The sequence below is a fragment of the Agrobacterium sp. CG160-95 genome (genome assembly GCF_053521725.1).
Map to the genome: position 1 here is coordinate 1031968 of NZ_JBNWDU010000002.1, position 23440 is coordinate 1055407.

Here is a 23440-nt window from a genome sequence, read left to right on the forward strand (position 1 = left end):
CCAACACCTCTTTACAGCTCCCGTTGCTTCTGTTTTTGTAACGACAACGTTACTGTTACACAAGAGGCAGTTATGACCCCGCATATACGTGTCGCATCCGACGTCGGCGGAACTTTCACCGACAGCATCGCCTATGACGAGACGACGAGAACCATCACCGTCTCGAAGGTATCGACCACGCCGGTCAACCGTGCGCTCGGCACGCTTGAAGGCCTGCGAAACGCCCTGGGCCTACAGGGCGCGAGCGGTGCGGATGTTGCTTATGTCGGCCATGGCATGACAACTGCAACCAATGCCGTGATCCAGCGCAATGGCGCAAAGACGGCATTTCTCACCAATCACGGCTTTCGCGATCTCCTTGAAATCGGCCGGCAGAACCGTCCGACGCTGTTCGATCTGACCAGAGTGAAGCCTGAACCGTTGGTGCCGCGCGAACTTTGTTTTACGGCGCGGGGCCGTATTCTGCCGACTGGTGAAGAGTTGCAGCCGCTCGACGAGGCCGATGTGCGCGCGGCTAGTGAAGCGATGAAGGCGGCTGGCGTCGAGGCCGTCGCCATCCTTTTTCTCCACTCTTACGCCAATCCCTCCCATGAGTTGCAGGCGCGCGATATTCTGGCTGAAGTCCTCCCAGATGTGGCAATTTCCGCTTCGGTCGAGGTGAATGCTGAATTCCGCGAATACGAGCGCGGCTCGACGGCGGTGCTCAATGCCTATCTTCGTCCGGTCATGGACCGTTATCTGTCTTCGCTCTCCGGTATGTTGCAGGATGAGAAGGAAGGGCTGGGCCTTGGCCGCGACCGTCCGGTTATGGTGATGGATGCGGCCGGTGGACTGATGAGCCTCGAAGGAGCGCGCCTCAAGCCCGTCCATACCGTTCTATCCGGCCCCGCCGGTGGTGTGGTCGCCAGCGCGCATGTGGCTATGCTGGCAGGTATTCCCGATATCATCACCATGGATATTGGTGGAACGTCCACGGATATCAGTCTCATCCGGGCTGGACGGCCGGAAATCACCCGTTCGGCCAATCTCGAAACCGTGCCGATCCGCCTGCCAGTTATCGATATCAATGCTATCGGTGCGGGCGGTGGTTCCATTGCCTGGATTGATGACGGTGGTGCGTTGCGTGCGGGGCCGATGAGCGCCGAGGCGGTGCCGGGCCCCGTTTGCTATCGTCGCGGTGGAACGTTGCCGACAGTTACCGATGCCAATCTTGTGCTGGGGCGGTTCTCGCCGCAATCGCGTCTGGGCGGTTCGATGACACTTGATCTGGATGGGGCCCATAAAGCCATCAACGATGTCATTGCCCAACCACTTGGTCTTGATGTCTATGAGGCTGCGGCAGGAATATTGCGCGTAGCCCATGCCAACATTGTTCGGGGCATCCGCGTTGTTTCCGTGGAACGTGGTTATGATCCACGTGATTTCGCGCTTGTGCCATTCGGCGGTGCGGGACCGATGCATGGCAGCCCCGTAGCCCGCGAACTCAAGATGCCGCGTGTAATGGTGCCGCCGACCCCTGGCATTCTCTGTGCGCTGGGACAGCTGATTTCAGACCTGCGCCACGATTTCGTCGAAACACACGTCGTCCCCTATGCCGCCAATGGCGAAGCTGAAGCGGCTTTGCGCATCAAGCGCCTGACTGACCGCGCCGACGGCCATCTCGATCACGATGGCGTCGCGCCGGACCGGCGCGACGTGGAAATACGCATCGACACGCGCTATCAGGGCCAGTCGTTTGAACTGTCAGTGACGGTGAATCCCGGCGAACCCTGTTGGTGGGCCGACCTTCCTCGCCGGTTTCACGCCGCGCACCGGGCCCGCTTCGGTCATGCTGACGAAAACGCCGCAATCGAGATCGCCGGCTTCGGCGTCACAGGTATCGGCCGCATCAAAACGCCGGTGCTTCCCGAACTCGACGACGGAGGCCCTGTGCCCGACGACGATGCCCGGACCGGCGAACGCCCGGTCTATTACGAGCCTGGGGATACCGGCGCGCGTGGCGCCTTCCATAGGGCGGCGGTCTACGCCCGGGAAAAGCTCAAGGCTGGCAACATGATATTCGGCCCCGCCATTATCGAGGAAGTTTCTTCGACAACCGTTCTTTATCCTGCCGACCGTCTCACGGTTCACAAATCAGGCAGTCTGATCGTTGAGGTAGCAGAATGACCATGTTTGATCCGATCCGTCTCGAAGTTCTGCGAAATGCCCTGGAAGCAACCGCGCAGGAAATGGGCGTCGTGCTGAAATGCACTGCCTTTTCGCCCAACATTAAAGAACGCATGGACGCATCCTGCGCAATCTTCAACGCGAATGCGGAGCTGGTCGCGCAGGCCGAGCACGTACCGGTGCATCTTGGTTCCATGCTGAGGGCCGTTGCGCCGACACTTGCACAGTTGCCACCGCTCAAGGAAGGCGATGTCGTCATCGTCAACGACCCTTTTGTTGCCGGCGCGCATCTGCCCGACATCACGTTGATAGCTCCCGTTTTCGCCGCAGGTGAACTCGTTGCGCACGTGGCAAGCCGCGCGCACCATTCGGATGTCGGAGGCATGGAGCCCGGTTCGATGCCCGGCAGCTCAACAGAGATTTTCCAGGAGGGACTGATCATTCCGCCAGTCCTACTTTACGACGGAGGTGCGGAACAGGCCGGTATCATGCGCATGGTGCTTGCCAATGTGCGCACACCGGAAGAGAGGCGCGGTGATCTCAATGCCCAGTTGGCGGCTCTCAGGATCGGGGAGACCCGCCTGCAGGAAATGGTGGGGCGTTTCGGTGTCGATGGGCTGAAACAGGGCCTGTCGGCCATTCTTGACTATTCCGAGCGGCGCATGCTGAAGCGCCTCGCTGAGTTGCCGCCCGGCCGCTACGAGGCCGAAGACTGGCTGGATGACGATGGATCAAGCCCGGAGAAAGTCCTGATCAGGGTTGCCGTCGATGTTGCGCCCGACCGTCTGGTATTCGATTTTGCAGGAACCGCGCCGCAGCGGCGTGGCAATGTCAATGCGGTCAAGCCGATGACGCATTCGGCGGTATTCTACGCCATCAAGATACTGACCGACGCAACACTTCCGCCAAATGCCGGCGTGTTGCGTCCAGTCGAAATTCACATTCCGCAGGGCTGTTTCCTCGATGCCCAGCCGCCGGCCGCCGTCTGCGCGGGCAATACTGAAACCACGCAACGCGTAGCAGACACTGTGCTGCGCGCCTTTGCGCTTATCGCGCCCGATCGCATCGCTGCCGCCAGTCAGGGGACGATGAACCTGATCGGCATCGGTGGACGTGATCCCCGAAGCGGAAGGCCTTATACCTATATCGAGACGATTGGCGGGGGGCAGGGCGGCCGTCCTTATGGTGCTGGCATGCATGGCGTGCACGCCAATATGTCGAACACGCTCAACACCCCGATCGAGGCGCTTGAAATCAGCTATCCGCTGCGTATCGAACGTTACGAGCTGCGCCAGGGATCGGGTGGGACGGGGCACCATGCCGGCGGCGAAGGCCTGATCCGCGCCATTACAGCGGTGGATCACGAGGCGCGTGTTTCGCTTCAATCCGACCGTCGGATCACTGGTCCTTACGGTCTGCATGGCGGTGACGCCGGCGCGACGGGACAAAACTCGGTCATCGATGCGGCCGGCATTGCGACACCGCTAGCCGGCAAAGGCTCGGTAACGCTTTCGTCTGGAGAAACGGTCGTCGTGGAAACGCCCGGCGGCGGCGGCTGGGGGAGGGTTCCGGTTCAGATCGAATAGAGACGCTACAGTCTCCCGCATACCTTGGACATCTGCGATCTTCTGCGGCACGCCATTGCCCGGAAACGACAATTTCAAGTCGGTTCAGCCACCGGCTGAGGAACGAAGGGGGGCGCAGACGCGACTACTACCTTTTTACCCGCAATCCGCTACCGCTATCTTGCCGGCACGCGGCCGGTGCCGGTCGCTTCCATTGATGGAGGTTCGGGATCGGGTACGACTGATAATGTGTGTTTGAGGCATTTAAGTGCGAAACAGGATCGGGAGTGGCGTACACCCTCGATCTTGTAGAGCTTTCGGCGCAGAAACTGCTCGTAGCCTGCGGTTCCTGCCACCGCCACCTTGATGAGATAATCATATTCGCCTGTCGTCAGATAGGCTTCCAGCACCTCCGGAAGAGCGGCCATCGCCTCTCCGAAGCGTTCCAGAACCTCGTCGTCGTGGCGCTCCAGCATCACCTCGATGATAACAGTTTCGGTCAGTCCAAGCTTGGCCTGATCGAGAATGGCGGTATAGCCGCGAATGACCCCTTCGTCTTCCAGCCGCTTGACACGCTGCCAGCAGGGACTGGGCGACAACCCCACCTTTTCCGAAAGCTCCGCATTGCTCAACCTGCCGTTCTCCAGCAGGGTGCGCAATATCTTGCGGTCAATTCTGTCCAGCGGTTTCGTCATCCCCGGTCTCCACACAATACGTTGCAAAAATCTGCCGTCACTGCGGCAGACTGCGAAAGAAATGTTTTCCGACGGGCGGTTTGGCGCTGGCATTCGAAAGCACCTTCCGCTGATTTTTAAGTACCGTACTGCAAGGTACAGGCAGCAGGGAGGAGCAGGCGTGGCACCCGTAGAACACCATCATTTTCCAAGGCCGAGAACGTTGATCCACCCCGGCATTTCCTCGCCGGTGCGCATCAACAGCCTCCACTCGCCATCCGCGCGCCACGTGCGGCTGTTCATTGCGGCGGGCCGCAGTCTTTACGATGGAATCGTGCAGCCGCTTTTCGAAAACGGCATTGAGAATGCCTCGCTCACCATTCTTGGCGGCTATTTCGACATATTGTCCTATTGCGTCGCCCCGCCCGACCCTTCCGGCAAGGCGGTCATTGCCTATACGAAACCGATCGACGCCGGTGCGGCCTGGCTTGTGTTCGGCAATGCTACGCTCGGGCGCAGCATGAAGGGCGAGCCGATTGTTCATTGTCATGCCGCCATGCGCACCGCGGCAGGTGTGGTCAAGGGCGGCCATCTGCTGACTGAATCCTGTATTGTTGGCGAGAGCGGCGTTTCCGCCCTGGTGACCTCACTAGACAGTTTCGTGCTGCAGCAGTCCTTCGACCCTGAAACCAACATTTCCCTTCTTCAACCCAGGAACCGTACGGAGCGCGCCGATGAACACGCATAACACTGTCGAAATCGGATCCATGGGGCGTGTGGCCTATGCCCGCATCGCACCCAATGAAGACCTTGTTCTCGGTGTCGAAAAACTGTGCCTTGCCGAAGGTTTCAGAAATGCCTTTGTGCGCGGCGCGCTGGGCAGTCTGGTCGATGCCTGTCTCGGCACCCGCAGCGGCGCGTTCTTGCAGATACGCGGTCCCGCCGTGGAAATCGTCTCTATCGCCGGCGAAGTGCGTGCCCAGCCCGACGGCTCGCTGCGCGCCTCGCTGACCGGTGTCGTCGCCGATACCGAAGGTTCGGTTTATGGCGGTCCCTTCATCGCCGGAGCTAACCCGGTTTGCATGACTTTTGAAGTGACGCTGGAAGAGTGGTTGCCTGCGGAAAAGCCGCAGGCGGCGTGAGTTGTCGTCAGGCGGGCCGGTGAGTTGCGCAGCGCAACTCATGCGGCGCGGCCCTGTCTCTCGGTCAGAAGTAGCTCGAAAGTAACGCAGACCGGGTTCTTGCCGCGCACCAGCCGCCCGCCGCTGATATGTGTGGTGAGGTCCACCATCGCAATATCCAGCATTGCTTGTCGGTCTCCCGACGCGGCCGTGGCGATACGGCCGTTTCTTATGAGGATTTCGCTCGCGTAGGCGTTGAGGTTTGTTCCGTCTTCATAATCCGCACCGACCAGGCTGCCAATTCCATTGACTTCGGCTTCTCGCATTCCAAACTCGGTAGAGACCTCTTCGAGTGCAGTGCATATATCGGTATTGGGGCGCACTGTGCATAAAAGTGCCCGAAGACGTGAACCCTTCTGGTGGCGCTGCTGTGCGATGGGTGTGAAAAGGGGGAAATTGGTTTCCTCATCCTTTTGCACTTCGAGGATCGCTCCATCCAGCGCCAGAGCTTCAAGCGGTGTTTCTACAGCAAATTCGGTCTCGAAAGGCAGCAGATGCCCCATGGAGACAACGCCGTCGGCACTCTTCCATGAACCATGGCAATGCAGAAACGGCGCGCTATCACGCCGGCCCATATGCAGGCCGGCATCGATGATAGTGCCACCCGGCATGGAAAAGGTTTCGCTATACCATGCGGCATGGGCGTCATCCGGTGCGGCTGCCGGCATGACATAATGCAGCCGTTCCATCGGTACGTTCTTAAGTCTGACGTAACCGCCTTCGAACCCCAACTCCGCAAAGGCATCGGCAATCGCTTGGTTGGCGCTTACGCCGGGCCGGACCGTCAGAGTAACAGGATAGGCATGGCAGCCGACGGCGCGAAAGCGTTCAGGCGTTATCAGTCCGGGATGGACGATGTGGCGGGGAAGCTCTTGCGTGCCTGTCTCCGTCATACCGCAAGCCCCGCGGTAATGAAGCCCCCATCCACGGCGAGCACCTGTCCGTTGATGTAGCTTGCGTCATCGGACACGAGGAAAGCCACGGCAGAGGCTATCTCGTCCGTCCTGCCATAGCGATGCATCGGAACGCGGCTATGCCATTGGTCGCGAACATTTTCAGTATGAACCGCCTGGGTGAGGGGGGTATCGACCGGACCGGGAGCAATTGCATTGACACGAATGCCCGATTGCCCCAGCTCGTTTGCCATTACCATCGTCAGAAGATTGACGCCGCCCTTCGAAGCGCCATAGGCGCTGCGGCCACGATTTCCACACATGCCGGAAACAGAACTGATATTCACGATCGAGCCGGCAAGATCGCGCTCCAGCCAGTAACGTGCGGCAGTGCGCGCTACCGCGAAGCTGCCGACGAGATTGACATCAACGATGCGGCGAAATTCTTCGACGCTTGTGTCGACGGACAGCTTGTCGATACCGATGCCGGCGCTGTTGACGACGGCGACCAGATCAACCGCATGTCCGGCACTGTTAGCCGTCAGGGCGGCGAAAGCCCTCTCTATCGATGCCTCGTCCGCAACATTGCAGACGATGCCGCGCGAGAGATCGATACCGAGCTTTTCGCAGGCTATATCCAGCGCCTCGCGCTTGAGATCCAGCAACCATGGCTGCCAGCCGCGCGCCATCAGGAGCTGCGCGGTGGAAAAGCCGATGCCGGATGCACCGCCGGTGATCGCGACGGCCCCTTTTGTCCCTGTCTTCTCTTGTGTCATGCCGTCTCCTCCCGATTGAATGTCACGCCTGTCAGCCTGTCCGCTTTTCTTCGAAAGCCGGCATCTGACCGCGTTTCTCCAGTTCCTCGCGGATCATTTTCTTGGTGATCTTGCCGTAGGCGGATTTCGGCATGGCATCCCAGAACACCACTGATTTCGGCAGCTTGTAGCGGGCCATCTTGCCTTCCAGATATGCCTTCAGATCGATGGCGGCGATATCCGCGCCCTCGCGGGCAACGCAAACGGCCACACCGACCTCGCCCCACACCGCGTCCGGCACACCCAGAACCGCAGTCTCGCTGATGTCAGGATGCATGAGGATTTTTTCCTCGATTTCACGCGGATAGATGTTCGAGCCGCCAGAAATATACATGTCGGAGGCGCGCCCGGTGATGTAGAGGAAGCCGTTCTCATCGCGATGACCAAGGTCGCCCGTGCGGAACCAGCCATTGCGGAAGGCTTTGGCATTGGCCTCGGGATTGTCGTAGTAGCCGGCGAAAACGGCGGGACCGATTACACAAATTTCGCCGGTTTCGCCTGCGCCAACCTCCTCGCCAGCATCGTTCTGGATCTGCACTTCCATGCCGGTGCGGTCGAAGCCGCAGGTGCCGATCCGCGTTTCCGGACCGTCCTCGGCGTTATGAAACGAAGGCGGCAGCACGGTGATATTACCGGTGACTTCACCCAGGCCGAAATATTGCACCAGCACGGGGCCGAGCTTTGCAAGCGCCCGTTTCTGGTCAGCGCGATACATCGGCGCGCCAGCATAGATGACATAGCGCAGTGAGGAGTGATCGAAACGATCCACAGAGGGGTCTTCGACGAGCATTTTAAGGATGGTCGGTACAGTGAAGGCGTTGGTGATACGCCATTTTTCGATCAGCGCCCAGACGGCGGGCACATCGAGCTTTTCCGCCGCCGGAAGCACGGTTTTCGCGCCATGCGCCACCTGCACCAGCTGGTGAATGCCCGCACCGTGTGAAAGCGGGGCAACGACGATGGAGGCGTCGTCCGGTCCGGTGCCGGGCATCAGATCGCAGAGATGGTTGGTGATGACGAACGCCATCTGGCCATGGGTAAGCACTGCAGCCTTGGGCCGGCCGGTGGTGCCTGAGGTGAAGAAGAACCAACACGGGTCATCCCGATCCACTGCCTGGCTTTTGACTTTGTGCCCCATATGACGGGCCACGATGGCATCGTAATCCTCACCGAACTCTGCCGTGCCGATGGCGATGCTGAAATCGATCGTGCTTGCCTCATGGCTGGCTTTAGCATGATCGGGAAAAGCACTAGCGCAAATCATGCCGCGTGCGCCGCTGGCCTTCGCCAGATAGGCAACTTCATCGGGCGATTGACGATAATTGGTCGGCACCCACACCGCACCCACGCGGAAGCATGCGAACATGGATTCGAACATCTGGTTGTTGTTGGAGGACTGCACCAGAATGCGGTCCCCCTTTCTGACGTTGAATTCAGTCTCCAGCGCATGGGCCATTGCGTCGACGCGGGCTTCCATTTGAGCCCAGCTCCAAGTCTTTTCACCCCAGACGAAACCGATATGGTCCGGGTTGCGGCGTGCCGCCTGCGTCAGGAAATGCGAGAGGTTCATCACCCGCGTGGTGGAGGGCGCAACCCCGCCCGCGGGATGCTGTACGGCACTTTGCGTCGTCATTTCACACGCTCCATGATCGAGACGTAATTGGCAACCGCCGTGCCACCCATGTTGAACACGCCAGCCAGCGAGGCATTGGGAATTTGCATGTCGCCTGCCTCGCCCATCAATTGCATCGCCGCCATGACATGCATGGAAACGCCGGTCGCCCCGACGGGATGACCTTTCGATTTCAATCCACCCGATGGGTTGATTGGCAGGCGTCCGGTCTTGAGCGCCGTTCCATCCTGGACAACGCGATATCCTTCACCGGGATTCGCAAGCCCCATGGCCTCGTATTCGATAAGTTCGGCAATGGTGAAGCAGTCGTGCGTTTCAACGAAAGAGAGGTCGTCGAGCGTTGCGCCGGCAAGTTCCAGCGAGCCGGCCCAGGCGCGGCGCGCGCCTTCGAAGGCCAACGGATCGCGACGGCTCAATGCCATGATGTCGTTGACATGCTTGCGGCCCCGGAAGCCGATGGCGCGGTTGAGTGTGGCTGCCGTTTCCTCGTCGGCCAAAATGATCGCGGCAGCGCCATCCGAAATCAGCGAGCAGTCGGTGCGGCGCAACGGGCCTGCGACGTAGGGGTTCTTGTCCGAAACCGTATTGCAGAAATCGAAGCCGAAATCCTTGCGCATATGGGCATAGGGATTGACCGCGCCATTGGCGTGGTTCTTTGCGGCAATCATCGCCAGCTCTTCCGAGCGGTCGCCATAACGTTGAAAATATGCCTGTGCGATGCGGCCGAACTGCCCAGCAAACCCGCCTGGAATATTGGCCTCCTCCGCACGGTAACAGGCGGAGAGCAGGATTTCGCCCACCTCTGCGGTCGGCAGCGCCGTCATTTTTTCGGCGCCGACAACGAGTGCGATGCGGCCGCGCCCGGCTTCGATGAAGTCCATGGCGCTATAGAGGGCGGCCGATCCTGTTGAGCAGGCATTTTCGAAACGCACTGCCGGCGTATAGGCGAGGCGCTCATCGCCCATCGCTACCAGGGCGCCCTGAAAATCCTGTTTCGAGAAGCCATTGTTCATCACGCCGACGAAAATGCCGTCGATATCGCTGACATCGACGCCCGCATGGTCTATGGCCGGCGCCACGACCGAAGCCATCAGTTGCTCGGTATTTTCAAGGGCCGACTTGCCGAAAGGCGAATGCGCCCAGCCGACGATCTGCGCTTTGCTCATTTGCTCGTTCTCCTCGTTTGCCGTTTCGTGTCGCCTTCACCGCGCGTGCGGGCGCGGCTGGCCATCATTTCTGCGATGCGTGTCTCGATGCGGGTTACTTCCTCGCGCAGCAGCGCTGCGAGTTCCGGCTGGCGCTCCGGTCGCATGCGGCTGTCCACAGCGGCAATGCTCAACGCTCCCGCTACCGCGCCATCAGGCGCGCGGATGGCAACGCCAATACCCCAGGAATTAGAAAGGATCAGGCCGGGGTTGAGCGAATAGCCATTGGCTCTCGTCAACTCGACATCACGGCGCAGGCCCTCAAGCGTGATGCCGGGATAATTAGCGGCAATCAGCCCGCTATTGGCCGCAATGATACTTTCCACCTCGGCGTCCGGCAGCGCCGCGAGCATGGCGAGCGAACCCGCACCAATACCCAAGGGGTGTTCGAAACCGGCCTGAAGCGCATGGGTGCGCACCGGCCAGGTGCCTTCTTCGCGGTAAAGGCACAGGGCAAATGTATCACGGCGCACGGAAAGGAAGCTCGAATCCTCCGAGCGGCGGGAAATGCGCGTCAGGCCGTCCTGCGCCATTTGAAGAAGGCCAAACCGGCGCGATGACAGGCTGCCCAGCACATAGGTTTCTTCGCCGAGGTAATAACGCCGCGTTTCCTCATCCTGCTCCACAAGCCCGGCGCGGATCAGAGCCAGCAGCAGGCGGCGGGCCGTGGGTTTGTTCAGTCCGCTTTCTGTCACGATGACCGAAAGCGCCACGCCGCGTTCCGCGTGCCTCCCGACCATGGAGAGCAGCGCCAGAGCCCGGTCCACCGCGCGCGCGCCCGTCAGATCTTTTTCAACCGGGATCGTTGTTGTTGTTGCCATCTCAGGAAAACGCCCCCACCGCACAGCTTTGCCCGCCATCGACCGGCAAACAGACGCCGGTGATGAACTTAGCCTCATCAGATGCGAGAAAAACGGCGGCGCGGGCAATATCGAAGGCATCGCCCATGCGGCCCACTGGGACAGCCGCATTGCGCGCCGCCACCATCTCCTCGACAGACGCATATTGATTGCTGATCTGCTTGTAGATCAGTGGGGTGTCGATCATTCCCGGAAGAATGCAATTGGCGCGAATGCCCTGCCGGGCATATTGCATGGCCAGCGCCACAGTCGCCTGATTTACAGCTGCCTTCATGGCGTAATAGGCAAAATAGGGATAGCCGGTCCAGCGAATGGAGGCGAGCGACGAGATATTGATAATGGCCCCGCCGCCCTGCGCCAACATCACCGGCAACACAGCCTTGGAGGTGCGATAAACGGAGCCTATATTGAGATCGACCGAGGCGCGAAAGCTTTCCTCATCCAGCTCAATCGGCCCGCCCATATGGGTCACGCCGACATTATTGTGCAGAATATCGATGCCACCAAAGGCCTCGCAGGTGCGGGCAACGGTGGCCGATACGGACTGTAGTTCAGTGACATCGGCGGCAACCGCAATCGCCTCCAAGCCTTCGCCGCGAATGATCTCAGCCGTCTCTTCGGCTGCGTCAGCGGAGAGATCGACACAGGCTACGCGCGCGCCTTCGCGGGCAAATTGCACGGCCGCAGCCTTGCCGTTGCCAAATCCCGGCCCCGATGATCCTGCGCCAAACACAAGCGCGCGTTTTCCCGTCAGGCGACCTGTCAAAGCAGTCTCCATTCCAATCGTCAGACATAGTCGGGTTGGCCCCGCTACTGGCGGGGCCAGTTACTCAACGGGCCGGTCAGGTCAGGCTTGCACCAACGGCCTTTTCAAGAATGGCCCAGGCTTCATCGCCGTATTTGCCTTTCCACTCGGAATAGAAGCCTGCCTCTTTCAGCGCGGCGCGGAAAAGTGTCGCATCCGTGTCGTTGAAGGTCATGCCCTTGGAAATCAGATCTTCCTTGACCGAGGCATTGAGCTTCGCCACATCGGCGCGTTCATCCTTGCCCGACTGGTTGAGGTTTTTGGCGACGATGGCGCGAAGGTCATCCGGCAAGCGCTCCCAGGCGCGCTTGTTGGCGAGGAACCAGAACCCGTCCCACATGTGATTGGTGACCGAGCAGAATTTCTGCACTTCGAACAGCTTTGCGGTGGAAATGATCGCCAGCGGATTTTCCTGGCCATCGACCACACCGGTCTGCAGTGCAGTATAGACCTCGGCGAAATTGATCGAGGCAGGGGCAGACTTGAACGCCTTGAACATAGAGGTCCAGAGCGGGCTCACTGGCACGCGGATCTTGAAGCTTTCGAGATCGGCCGGCGTGGCGATGGGCTTGGAAGCGCTGGTGATCTGGCGGAAGCCGTTATCCCAGATTGTGTCCATGGCAACGAGATTCTGCTTGGCAATTTCGCCACGGACATATTTACCGAGATCGCCATCCATTGCCGCCCATACGGACTCGTAGTTCGGGAAGGCGAAACCGATGCCGCTGATGGATGCGTTCGGTACCAGCGTCGACAGGATCAGCGGCGAAAGCGTGAAGAATTCTACGCCTCCAGAGCGCACCTGACTCAAAACGTCTGTGTCGGCACCCAGCTGGCTGCTGGGGAAGATGCTGATATTGACCTGCCCATCGGTCTCTTTGGCGATACGCTCGGCGGCCTCCTTGGCGCGAATGTTCATCGGGTGCGCCGCAGGCAGATTATTGGCATATTTATAATTGTATTGGGCAGCGCGGGCGCGCGACACGAAGGCGGTGGCCAGTACGGCGGAACCGGCGCCGGCGAGTATGGTACGTCTGTTGATATTCATTGCTTTCTCCTCCCAAAATAAAGCAGGTATCATTCATCGGCGTGGCGGGCGGACCCGCCACGGTCTCAGAGCAAAATGGTCGAAAATCCGGGGATTGCTGCAATCAGCAGCAGGCCGATGATCATGGCTGCGAGATAGGGCCAGATGGCACCCATGGCTTCGTCCGGCGACACGTTGCCGATCTTGCAGGCGATGTAAAAGCCGATACCGATGGGCGGCGCCATCAGGCCGATATTCATGGCGACCACCACGACCATCGAATAATGGATGTCATTGATGCCAAGCGTGCGGGCGATCGGGAACATGATCGGCGCGAGCAGAACGATTGCTGGCAGTCCTTCCAGGACGCAGCCCAGTATCATGAAAATCAGGATCGACACGACCATGTAGGTCATCCAGCCGCCCGGAAGATCGGTAATCATCGCGGTCAGCTGGAAAGCAAAGCCGCTCTGCGTCAGCCCCCAGGCCATGGCCGATGCACAGCCGAGGATCAGCAGGATCGCCCCTGAAAGGGCTGCCGTCTCGACCAGCATCGAATAAAGCTTCCTGAGGCTGATGCCGCCATAAAGCACCGCGCCGACGATCATGGCGTAGAGCACGGCAATAGTGGACACTTCGGTTGCCGTGGCGACACCGCCGCCCACCAGGCTGCGGATGAGGAAGGGCAGAACGAGCGCCGGTGCGGCAATCAGGGCTGCCTTGCCGACCTGCGGCCATGGCGTGCGCTTTGCGCCTTCCATGTTTTCATCCCGCGCCTTCCAGCGGGCCAGAACGGCCAGCACCAGAAGCAGTACCATTGCAATCATGAAACCGGAGGTGAAGAGGCCGGCAATAGACACACCTGCCGCCGAACCCAGAACGATCAGCACGATTGAGGGCGGAACCGTATCGGCCATGGCGGCGCCGGTGGCCAGAAGCGCGATCATTTCCTTGGGTTTGTGGCCACGGCGCTTCATTTCCGGAAATAGCGCCGGTGCGACGGTTGCCATATCAGAAACCTTGGAGCCGGAAATGCCGGAGACAAGAAACAGAGAACCGAGCAGAACATACGACATGCCCGCGCGAATGTGGCCAAACATCGAGGACAGAAGCTCGACAATCGCCTTACCCATGCCGGTTGCATCGAGCACGCAGCCCAGCAGCACGAAGACTGGCACTGACAACAGAATGATGCCGGACATGCCCTCATCCATGCGCCCGATCATCACAATGGTCGGAACCCAGGTGGTGAAGGTCAGATAGGCGAGGGTTCCAAGGCCGAAGCAGAAGGCAATCGGAACACCCAGCACCAGAAATACCGCAACGAACAGGCCGAGGAAGATCGCCAGATTAAAATTGCCGAGGGATTCCAGCATCGGCGATGCCAGATAGAGCAGACCGGAGGCAACCGCGACCGTTACAAGGGCCGCAATGATATCGCGCAGATTTTCTCGTCGGAAGAGATTGTTGAGCACCAAAAGCAGCATGAGACAGGCGCCGACCGGCAGCGCCGCAGCGCGAAACGACATCGGAATATTCAGCGCCGCTGACGTGACCACCCACTCCTCGATGGCGTATTCCATGGCGGGCTTGATGATTGCCGCAAGAAATGTCGCCACCAGCACCAGTGCCAGGGAATTGATATAACCCAGAACACGTTGCGGGAACATGTTAAGAAACAGCGTGAGGCGCAGGTGTTCACTGCGATCGATGGCGATTGCCGCGCCCAGCATGGCAAACCACAGAAAGCACAAGGACGCCGTTTCATCGATCCAGACAATCGGTAGATGCAGGGCATAACGTGACGTCACACCCAGCAGAAGCAGGCCGATCATCACCGCCAGCAGCACCGCCGCCACGGCCTCGATGGGGCGCATGAACCAGGAGCCTGTTACCTGTCCGGTGTGCAAAAGTTCGCCATCGAGTACAAATACGTCGTCATTCGCGTTTGCGGTCATGGTCATCGGGGCCTCCTCTCCCACAGAACAACCTTCGCAATGAACATGTCTGCAAAACAGGATGTCCGTGCCACGACCGCGACATCAGGACAGCTGTTGTTGCCAAACAGGCCAGACCCCTCCAAAGGTCTGAATGTATCGGGATATTGCCTCCACAATATGGACCGTTACAAAATCATGTATTCGGGATACACAGGAAAATTCATGAAATCAACAGTAAGTAGACGGATTTATGCAGTTAATTTACGCATCTAGAAGGTCCATATAGTGGATCATACTTGATGATAGCCGCCATTCCTCATGATCGCCTTGCAGCGAGGCACCTCGTTCAAAGGCCAGTCATTGCAAATCGTGCCTACCGATTAGAGCATGTCGCCAGACATCCGGGACGCCTGCGTCGCGTTACAGAGAGCCCGAAAACATGTCTGCCTGGCATTAACTGGCGAGGTGGGAAGAGCTGCGACGTCACGACCACTGGTCGCAAAAGGAAAAATGCCGGTGGTGCGGCTGAGCGCTCCCTAAACGGCAATACAGGCGTCGATTATCTATCGAAACCTTCCCTTGCGGTGGTTTCTTGACCTAACGTTATGCGGCAAGAAAATATGTTCTTCGCGACGTCACCGCTTGGAATTCTTCCTGGCAAGCGCGGGGCGACGCGTCGCCCAGCCTTTTCTTCGCGACCGCAGCGGATGCAGAGTGGATTGATCCGATGCGGCAGGTAGGCGGTTGCTGGGTCCGGGGGCGCCCCGGCGTACTACGTTCAGACCAGAGCCAGAATCCGGGCCGGACCACCCGTTCCGCCTCGATGTGCAGGCGCACCGACGACGATTGTCGCGCCCTTTACCGGCAAAGCCTCAAGGTTGTTGAGGCCTTCGATGCCGTAGCGCCCTGCCGGGAGCCAGGAATTGTGAACTGCGAAATCGGCAGAGTTGCCAGGATCAAGCGAGAGCGTGTCGACACCGATTGCGACCGTATCGTGCTTGAGCAGAAGGTCGGTTGCCGACTTGCCGAAACCGGGGAAGGCAAATTTTCCGGCGTCGTCATTGCGGAAGGAGGGGCTCTTTACTCTGGTTGCCCAGCCGGAGCGCAGAGCGACGATCGAACCTGCCGGGATGTCGCCATTTGCGGATATCCAGCGCTCGATGTCTTCGGCCTCGATCGTGGAATTGGCATCCTCTTTTGCGCGGTCTGTGATGTCTATGATGACCAGCGGCGCGACAAGTTTCTGCGCTTCCAACTGATCGACACTCGCTCCGTCGGCGCTGAAGTGGAAAGGTGCGTCAATATGCGTTCCTGTATGTTCGTAGATCGTGAGTTTATGGAGCTGATAACCGTCCTTGGCGATCTCAGCTGCCCACTCGTATTCTATGCCCGGCTTGCCATCGAATGTAGGGAATGTGGAATCATATGTATGTGTGAGATCGATGACCTGTCTGGGTGTTTGCGCAAGTACCGGGGCCGCGAGGCTGCCGGCCGTCATCGCCGTTACACCGGCCACGGCGCCCTTGAACAGCAAGCGTCGCGACAGCATGTTCTTTTTCACGTTCTCGATCACGCAATGGTTGCACATACCTTAGTCCCTCCAGTGAAAATCCCTGATCGCAACCGTAGCGCAACGATGGAGTGACGCAAGACATGACCTTCCCTGATTTTTGACCCGTGTTCAGATGGCGGTTTCGGCAGCCCTGCGTCCATAGGCAGTACCCGCTTGTCCACCGGCAGGCCGGTCTCCGATATCGTGAAAGGGTGGTGGACAGATTGTCCGCTTGCCGCAGGGCGTTGCCCAACGCGACTGCGTTACCAAGAGGGATGGCAGGAAGAAGTGTTGGCGAAAACGGCCGCGGCGGGGCGCCGAGCCGTTTCCTTGAGGTCAGATCGATGAAACCGCGCCCAGAAGTCCCGCAAGCGGCGAGGGCTCGTCGGATGTTGCGTCATATACGCATGGCACTGCAAATATCGCCGCAAACACGATGGCGATGACAAGCGCGCGGGCGGAAACCATCGGCTTAAGCGAGAATGAGCGTAACATCGATGTTCCCCCTGGTTGCCTTAGAATAGGGGCAGATCTGGTGGGCATCTTCTATTATCGCCTGCGCGATGGGACGATCGATACCGGGCAGGCTGACCGACAGGCGAGCCTGCAGAAAGAATTCGCCACCCGTCGTGCCGAGGTCAACCTCCGCATCGACAGTGGTGTCGGCGGGAAGCCGGAGCTGGTGTTTTGCCGCCGCCTTTGTCATGGCGCCGATGAAACATGCCGACCAGCCTGCCGCAAAAAGCTGCTCGGGATTCGTGCCCGGCTTTCCGCTGCCCGGAGGGGAAAGCTTGATGCCAAGCGCGCCATCATCGCTTTGCGCCGATCCGTCGCGCCCACCGGTCGTGTGGGTCTTGCCGGTATAAAGAACAGTCTCGATCTTGGTCATGGGAGGCTCCTTTCATTGTGCCGCTGCTGCGGCGTTTCGTGATAGGAGCTTTGTGACGGATCGGCGTATCCGGCATGTTTCCGGAAACTGCAAAACTGTATCGAAAAGTATCGTTGTTACTGGTTATCGTTGACCTGCGTCCCTCTCAGGGAAAAGCCACCTCGGCTGCAAGCCCGCCGCCTTGCCTGTTATAGAGGCGCACCGAGCCGCCGATTGTTCCGGCGAGCTGCTGCGCGATCGCAAGTCCGAGTCCTGTTCCGCCGGTGTCGCGGTTTCTCGATGTTTCGATCCGGAAAAAGGGCTGCATGGCATTTTGCAGCATCTCTTCGGGGATGCCCGGCCCCCGATCGAGCACCGTGATGACCACGGTGCCTTCACCACGCCGGTCCACTTTAATTTCGGCGCTGCCGGCGAATTTGAGGGCGTTATCTATGAAGTTCGTCAGGATTCTTCGCAATGCATGTGGCTTTGTCGACGCGGTGCCGCGCACCATGCCGGCAACTGTTACGGCTTTTCCGGTATCCTGATAGTCGTAGGCGATGCTGTCGATGAAAGAAGCCAGATCGATACGGGAGGATTTCTCGCCATTGCCGTGAGCGCTGCGTGCGTAAGCGATCCCATCCTGCACCAGGCGTTCGATTTCACGCAGGTCACTGACCAGCTTTTCCTTTTCCGGCGTATCGTCTGCCATATCGGCCCGCAACCGCATCCGGGTGATGGGCGTCTGCAGGTCGTGCGAAATCGCCGCGAGAATCTGGACCCGCTCCTCGAGATATTGGGCGACGCGATCGCGCATCGCGTTGAAGGCGCGGGCGGCGTGGACAACTTCGCTTGGGCCACTCTCACTCATCGGCAACCCCTTTTCCCCCGGATCCAACGCTTCGGCTGCCGCAGCCAGCGCGCTGAGCGGTCTGGTCGTCTGTCGCACAGCAAACCAGGTGCACAGAAGAAGAAGCGCCATCTGCGCGGCGAAGACATAAGGCAGCCACTCCGCCAGCGGCATCACGCCGCGCGGTGTCACGTCAATTGTCAGGGGTGAGCCGTCCGATAGCGTTAGATGCGCCTGAAGCCGCTTGCCGTCGCCGGGAATGGACTCGACCTTGACGGGGAAATGGTGTCCTGCGGCCTCCTCGATCCTCTGCGCAATTTCAGCGCCGCGGCCGGACATGTCGGAAACACCTGGAACACCCGGGCCGAGGACGAGCTGATAATTGCTGCGGCTTAGGCGATGGACCCATTGCGCCCGCTCTTCCGCAGGCAGGCGGTCGATTATGGCGATCGATACAGCCAGATCCTGCTCAAGAGTGCCGAGCATGACCGCCTTTGCCGACATATATCGTTCGGCAAACAGGATGCTGAACGACAGACCGTAGGCAATGGCGAGGCCCGCGAACAGGATGATGAAAAGTCTGGACCGCAACGAGCGAGGCCACCAGCTGGCGAGCAGGCGTGGGCCGTTCATATCCTCGGCTCCGAAATCTCCACGGGCACCGCAAAGACATAGCCTTCCGCCCGCACCGTCTTGATGTAGACGGGTTCGCGCGCGTCATCCCCCAGCCTTTGGCGCACGCGGCTCACGAGAAGATCGATCGACCGGTCGAAAAGTTCGGCATCGCGGCCCTGGGTGAGATTTAACAGCTGGTCCCGGTTGAGGACGCGCTGGGGATGATCGATGAAGACCCTGAGGAGCCGGTATTCAGCGCCGCTCAAGGCCACGGTCGTGCCCTCTCTGTCGAGCAGGTGACGGCCCACCGTGTCGAGGCGCCACTCACCAAAGGTCAGGAGCTGCCCGGCCTCGCTGATCTGCAGATTGGGAGGCAGCATCCGCGTGCGGCGCAGGATGGCCTTGATCCGCGCAAGGAGTTCGCGGGCAGCGAAGGGCTTCGACAGATAGTCGTCGGCGCCCATTTCGAGCCCGATAATGCGATCCATCTCGTCATCGCGGGCCGTCAGCATCAGCACCGGCGTGGCTTTGTGTTTCCCCGCCCGCAGCTCTCGGCATAAAACTAGCCCGTCATCGCCAGGCATCATCACGTCGAGCACGATGAGATCGACGGTATTGCCGTCGAGAAAACTTCTCATCTGCCGTCCATCGGCCGCCACGCTCGTACGCAGGCCGTTCTTCTTCAGGTAGCTGGAGACCAGCTCCCGGATTTCCCTGTCGTCGTCCACGACGAGAATATGGTCGATATGGTCCATTGGATGCCTTCGTCGTCCGGACGGTTCGAGTGGCCCGCTACCGCGCGCCCCGCTGTCACATGCAGTAAGACAACGGTTCGCGGGCTTCGGCAAGTTTAAAGCTTTGCGACGTCCAGAACAGCCCTGGCAAAAGCTTCTGGCGCTTCCTGCGGAAGGTTGTGGCCTATGCCGCCGCTGATGTTGCGGTGCTGGTATTTGCCGGAAAACTTCGATGCATAGGCGGAAGGGTCTGGATGCGGAGCACCGTTGGCGTCGCCTTCCAATGTTATCGTCGGCACGGTGATGACGGGAAGTTTCGCAAGCTGGCGCTCGTATTTATCGTACTTGGCTTCCCCGTCTGCCAGTGCCAACCGCCAGCGGTAGTTATGGATGGTGATGGCCACATGGTCGGGATTGTCGAATGCGGGGGCCGAACGATTGAAGGTCTCGTCACTGAATTTCCAGGTCGGAGATGCCGTCTGCCAGATCAGGCGCACGAAGTCGCGGGTGTTGGCGGCATAGCCCGCACGTCCGCGCTCCGTCGCGAAATAGAACTGATACCACCAGGAGAGTTCCGCCTTGGGCGGAAGCGGCTTCCTGTTGATCTCCTGGCTGCCGATAAGATAGCCGCTGACCGACACGAGCCCGGTGCAACGCTCGGGCCAGAGTGCGGCCATGATGTCGGCGGTGCGAGCGCCCCAGTCATAACCGGCCACGACCGCCTGTTTGACGCCAAGTGCGTCGAGAAAGGCAATCATGTCGACCGCAAGCGCCGCCTGCTGTCCGTTGCGTGCCGTGTCGTCCGAGAGAAAACGGGTCGTGCCATATCCGCGCAGATAGGGGATGAGTACCCGATATCCAGCCGATGCAAGGATGGGTGCGACATCGACATAGCTGTAGATGTCATAGGGCCATCCGTGCAGCAGCAGCACCACCGGGCCGTCTGCGGGGCCAGCTTCTGCGTAACCAACGCTGAGTACACCCGCTTCAACCTGCTTCAGGGCGCCAAAGGAGGTAGCTCCGTCGCGTCCGGTTGACGGCTGAGGCGCAGGCGCTTCGCCCTTGGCATGAGCAAGGCCTGTGGCCCCGAATTCGACGGCGGCAACCGTCATTGCAGCAATGCCGAAGAAGCGGCGGCGTTGGAAATTGATCTCGGAAGTCATTTGCTATCTCTCCTGTCCGTGTTGGATGCCGGACAGGTAACGGGGTGCGTGTATCCTCGATGTGTCCCAAGGAAGGCGAATGTGAATGGTTTTGTAGCAGGGCGCATTCCGGATACAGACTGATACATTTGGCTCGCCCTTCCAACGCAATCAGCCGCCCCGACATCCGGGGCGGCTGCATTTGATCTTACGAAGGTGCGCTTACTTTGAGGATGCCCGGGCCGCCTGTTCGATGACGTCTGCAACCTTATCGGGCTGGGAGGCGAAGACCGCATGGCTTGCCGCAATCTCGGTCACCGTGCTGCCAGCGCGCTTGGCCATGTCACGCTCGAGCTCGGGGTTGATCGACCGGTCCTGCGTTGCGATGATCGACCAGCTTTTTTTGGTTTTCCAGGCGGGTTCGCCGGCTTTGGCGGCAAAGGCGGCCTTGGCGGCGAAGACCTGACTTCTTGCCATGAAGGTTGCATCCTCATGCGGCAGATCGCCGGCGAAATCTTGTCCAAAGACGGCTGGATCGAGGTAAAGGAACGCGCCATCCTTCGTCGGCTTGATGCCGTTGCCGGCCGGCGGTTTGGAGCCGGCGAGGTCGAGAAGGCTCTCTCCCTTTTCCGGCTGGAAGGCGGCGACATAGACCAGCCCGGCCACATCCGGCCGGTTACCGGCTTCCGAAATCACCATGCCGCCGTAGCTGTGCCCGACAAGCAGGCTCGGGCCCTGCTGGAGATCGAGGACACGGTTGGTGGCCGCCACATCATCGGCAAGCGAGGTGATTGGCTCCTGCACGATCGTGACGTTGAAACCGCGGCTTTGAAGGATCTCTGTCGCCCGGCGCCAGGCCGAACCATCGGCCAGCGCGCCATGGACTATGACGATATTCTTCACCTCCGCCGCATGTGCGGTAAAAGCGATCAGTGCGGTTGCGATGGCAATCGCGAATTTTGGCATGAGACGACGGTGCATCATGTTTTTCCTTTGGTTTGATGGGAAAGGGAAGGAAAATGCAGGTTCAGCCGAACGTGAAGGCATAGGCCTGCACGCCGGGGTCGAGGAAGCGGATGGCAAAGGTTCTCGCTTCGACGGTGCCGGACTGGCGGACGAGCTGGTACAGACGGGTTGAGGTAACAATGCCGTTGCCTTCGGCGTCCGTGTCGGCGCCGTGATCTGCGCCCGGCGGATGCCCGTCGACGGTGACCTGGAAACGAACCGGTTTTCCGGCGCTTGCCGGTCCAAGGACCAGATGCAGGTCACGGGCGCTGAAGCGATAGGTTATGCCGCCATCAGCCGCATCAAGTGTGGCCGCCTCCGCGCCAACCGTCCAGGTACCGGAAAGTCCCCATTCGTTGAGAGAAGGTGTCGTGACGGAATAGTCGCGCGACGTGTCCGCGCGCACCGCCTCGTTCGATGCAAAATTCTCAGCCTGTCGGTAGCCGATATAGGTTTCGCCGGAGCGCATGTGCCCGATATCCGCACCGGCTTCAGCCCCTGTCGCCTCCGGGCTTACCGGTGCGCTGGAGGAAGCGCTGCTGCCGGCCTCGCGCAGCAGGTCCTGGATCGCCTCTTCGGTCTGCCGATAATCGCCTTCGCCGAAATGGTGGTAGCGAATCTGGCCCTTGGCATCGATCAGGTAATGCGCCGGCCAATAGCTGTTATCAAAGGCGCGCCAGATCTTGTAATCATTGTCGATTGCGACCGGGTAATCGATCTTGAAGCCGGCGACGGCCTGCCTGACATTGTCGATCTTCTTTTCAAAGGCGAATTCGGGGGCGTGGACACCGATGACGACGAGGCCCTGATCCCGGTATTTGTCTGCCCAGGCCCGCACATAGGGAATGGTGCGGATGCAGTTGATGCAGGAATAAGTCCAGAAGTCGACGAGGACGACCTTGCCACGCAATTGCTCACGTGTAAGCGGTGGGGAATTGAGCCACTCGTTGGCGCCGTCGAGGGATGGAGCCTTGCCCTCAACCGGCAGCTCCGACCGGGCCGCAGCAGCGCTGGCGCTGGCGCTGGCGCCTGCCGCCGCTTCAGGCGCTTTGGTGGTGCGGAGCCGATCGAGCACCTGCTGTTCGAAGGATGCCGTACTCGCATAGGAAATCTGCGACAGGAAACCCGTATCAAGCCCGAGTGCGATTACCGTGACGCCGGCAAGCACCGCCGCGCCAAGCACTTGGCGGATCCGCTCGCTGAAACCCAGAGACCGCTTCATACCCGCAAATACCCGACCGCCGATGAGGATGGCAACGGCAAGGGATGTCGCTGCCCCGGCGGCATAGGCGGCAAGCAGCAGGCTCGTTTCCAGATTGGCCCCCTTCAGGGCCGCCCCCGTCAGGACAAGCCCGAGGATTGGTCCCGCGCAGGGTGCCCATAAAAGGCCGGTGGCGATGCCGAGTATCAGCGAGCCCGCAATCGTCGGTACTGACCCGGGCTTGCCGGCGGCATTGGCGAGCCGGTTACCGAGTTCAACGACCGGGCGGGTGATGATGCTGGCCGCGCGGGGCGAAATCAGGCCGACACCGAAGACCGCAAGCAGCGTAAGAGCCGCGAGCCGGCCATATTCATTGGCGCTGATTGCCCAGCTCCCGCCAACAGCGGCAAGCGTCGCGACGGCGCAAAAGGTTGCCGCCATTCCCGTAAGCAGCGGCAGCGTGCTGCGCAGAAACGGTTGCCCCGCCCGCGCAAAAACGAAGGGAAGGATAGGTAGGATACAGGGGCTGAGAATTGTCAGCGCCCCTCCGAGATAGGCAATGACCAGAAACGTCATCATCTTGTCCTTTCAGGCTGGGGTTCGCGGCTCCGGGCAGCGAAGGCGACCCGGCGATAGCGCCAATTTCCCAGCGTCACGTATCCCTGATGTGTCGGGGCTTCGGTGAATTTGTAATCGAGTGTAGAGGCCG

At 59.8% G+C, this 23440-nt stretch carries 21 protein-coding genes; 4 read left to right on the forward strand and 17 right to left on the reverse strand.

Going from position 1 to position 23440, the window contains the following annotated elements:
• The first annotated feature begins 72 nt into the window (after nt 1-72).
• Nucleotides 73-2166: a hydantoinase/oxoprolinase family protein gene (locus ACQZ63_RS11300; RefSeq protein ID WP_113556209.1), complete on the forward strand. Its 2094-nt coding sequence runs from the start codon at nt 73-75 to the stop codon at nt 2164-2166.
• A gap of 2 nt (nt 2167-2168) precedes the next feature.
• On the forward strand, nt 2169-3752 hold the full coding sequence (locus tag ACQZ63_RS11305; RefSeq protein ID WP_244517194.1) for a hydantoinase B/oxoprolinase family protein: 1584 nt from the start codon (nt 2169-2171) through the stop codon (nt 3750-3752).
• A gap of 155 nt (nt 3753-3907) precedes the next feature.
• Here the strand turns inward: ACQZ63_RS11305 and ACQZ63_RS11310 are convergent, their stop codons facing one another.
• Entirely contained in the window at nt 3908-4426 is a 519-nt protein-coding gene (locus tag ACQZ63_RS11310; RefSeq protein WP_010974190.1) for an Lrp/AsnC family transcriptional regulator, read from the reverse strand.
• 160 nt (nt 4427-4586) lie between these two features.
• Here ACQZ63_RS11310 and ACQZ63_RS11315 point away from each other — a divergent pair, with 160 nt between their 5' ends.
• Nucleotides 4587-5153: a DUF296 domain-containing protein gene (locus ACQZ63_RS11315; RefSeq protein ID WP_162763656.1), complete on the forward strand. Its 567-nt coding sequence runs from the start codon at nt 4587-4589 to the stop codon at nt 5151-5153.
• On the forward strand, nt 5140-5547 hold the full coding sequence (locus ACQZ63_RS11320) for a PPC domain-containing DNA-binding protein (protein ID WP_003508265.1): 408 nt from the start codon (nt 5140-5142) through the stop codon (nt 5545-5547). The genes ACQZ63_RS11315 and ACQZ63_RS11320 overlap by 14 nt, the downstream gene beginning before the upstream one ends.
• A gap of 38 nt (nt 5548-5585) precedes the next feature.
• Here ACQZ63_RS11320 and ACQZ63_RS11325 read toward each other — a convergent pair whose 3' ends face one another.
• From ACQZ63_RS11325 to ACQZ63_RS11400, 16 genes are all read right to left on the reverse strand, one after another.
• Entirely contained in the window at nt 5586-6479 is an 894-nt protein-coding gene (locus tag ACQZ63_RS11325; RefSeq protein ID WP_113556207.1) for a PCC domain-containing protein, read from the reverse strand.
• On the reverse strand, nt 6476-7255 hold the full coding sequence (locus ACQZ63_RS11330; RefSeq protein WP_013761241.1) for an SDR family NAD(P)-dependent oxidoreductase: 780 nt from the start codon (nt 7253-7255) through the stop codon (nt 6476-6478). Before ACQZ63_RS11330 ends, ACQZ63_RS11325 begins: the two co-directional genes overlap by 4 nt.
• Nucleotides 7256-7286: 31 nt before the next feature.
• A complete protein-coding gene (locus ACQZ63_RS11335) occupies nt 7287-8927 on the reverse strand; it encodes an acyl-CoA synthetase (protein ID WP_111804148.1) in 1641 nt (546 codons plus the stop codon).
• The gene (locus ACQZ63_RS11340) at nt 8924-10093 is read right to left on the reverse strand and encodes an acetyl-CoA acetyltransferase (protein WP_111789152.1); all 1170 of its coding nucleotides are present in this window, start codon (nt 10091-10093) and stop codon (nt 8924-8926) included. The genes ACQZ63_RS11335 and ACQZ63_RS11340 overlap by 4 nt, the downstream gene beginning before the upstream one ends.
• The gene (locus ACQZ63_RS11345) at nt 10090-10953 is read right to left on the reverse strand and encodes an IclR family transcriptional regulator (RefSeq protein ID WP_003508275.1); all 864 of its coding nucleotides are present in this window, start codon (nt 10951-10953) and stop codon (nt 10090-10092) included. The genes ACQZ63_RS11340 and ACQZ63_RS11345 overlap by 4 nt, the downstream gene beginning before the upstream one ends.
• Before the next feature lies 1 nt (nt 10954).
• A complete protein-coding gene (locus ACQZ63_RS11350) occupies nt 10955-11758 on the reverse strand; it encodes an SDR family NAD(P)-dependent oxidoreductase (RefSeq protein WP_035199177.1) in 804 nt (267 codons plus the stop codon).
• Between the two features lie 76 nt (nt 11759-11834).
• Complete coding sequence (locus tag ACQZ63_RS11355) at nt 11835-12845, reverse strand: TRAP transporter substrate-binding protein (RefSeq protein WP_003517515.1); 1011 nt, start codon at nt 12843-12845, stop codon at nt 11835-11837.
• A gap of 65 nt (nt 12846-12910) precedes the next feature.
• Nucleotides 12911-14788, reverse strand: coding sequence for a TRAP transporter large permease (locus tag ACQZ63_RS11360; protein ID WP_013761236.1), 1878 nt, complete (start codon nt 14786-14788; stop codon nt 12911-12913).
• Between the two features lie 754 nt (nt 14789-15542).
• Nucleotides 15543-16352, reverse strand: a complete 810-nt coding sequence (locus ACQZ63_RS11365) for a cyclase family protein (protein ID WP_065705487.1) — start codon at nt 16350-16352, stop codon at nt 15543-15545.
• A 300-nt stretch (nt 16353-16652) separates the two neighbouring features.
• Nucleotides 16653-16811, reverse strand: a complete 159-nt coding sequence (locus ACQZ63_RS11370) for a hypothetical protein (RefSeq protein ID WP_155846277.1) — start codon at nt 16809-16811, stop codon at nt 16653-16655.
• Entirely contained in the window at nt 16789-17205 is a 417-nt protein-coding gene (locus ACQZ63_RS11375; protein WP_113556206.1) for an organic hydroperoxide resistance protein, read from the reverse strand. Before ACQZ63_RS11375 ends, ACQZ63_RS11370 begins: the two co-directional genes overlap by 23 nt.
• Nucleotides 17206-17350: 145 nt before the next feature.
• A complete protein-coding gene (locus ACQZ63_RS11380) occupies nt 17351-18667 on the reverse strand; it encodes an ATP-binding protein (protein WP_113556205.1) in 1317 nt (438 codons plus the stop codon).
• Nucleotides 18664-19404 (reverse strand): response regulator, encoded by a 741-nt coding sequence (locus ACQZ63_RS11385; protein ID WP_003508322.1) that lies wholly within the window; start codon nt 19402-19404, stop codon nt 18664-18666. Before ACQZ63_RS11385 ends, ACQZ63_RS11380 begins: the two co-directional genes overlap by 4 nt.
• Before the next feature lie 95 nt (nt 19405-19499).
• Nucleotides 19500-20546 (reverse strand): alpha/beta fold hydrolase, encoded by a 1047-nt coding sequence (locus tag ACQZ63_RS11390; protein ID WP_113556204.1) that lies wholly within the window; start codon nt 20544-20546, stop codon nt 19500-19502.
• Between the two features lie 201 nt (nt 20547-20747).
• Nucleotides 20748-21506, reverse strand: a complete 759-nt coding sequence (locus ACQZ63_RS11395; protein WP_113556203.1) for an alpha/beta hydrolase — start codon at nt 21504-21506, stop codon at nt 20748-20750.
• A gap of 46 nt (nt 21507-21552) precedes the next feature.
• A complete protein-coding gene (locus ACQZ63_RS11400) occupies nt 21553-23310 on the reverse strand; it encodes a cytochrome c biogenesis protein DipZ (protein WP_113556202.1) in 1758 nt (585 codons plus the stop codon).
• Nucleotides 23311-23440: the final 130 nt, after the last annotated feature.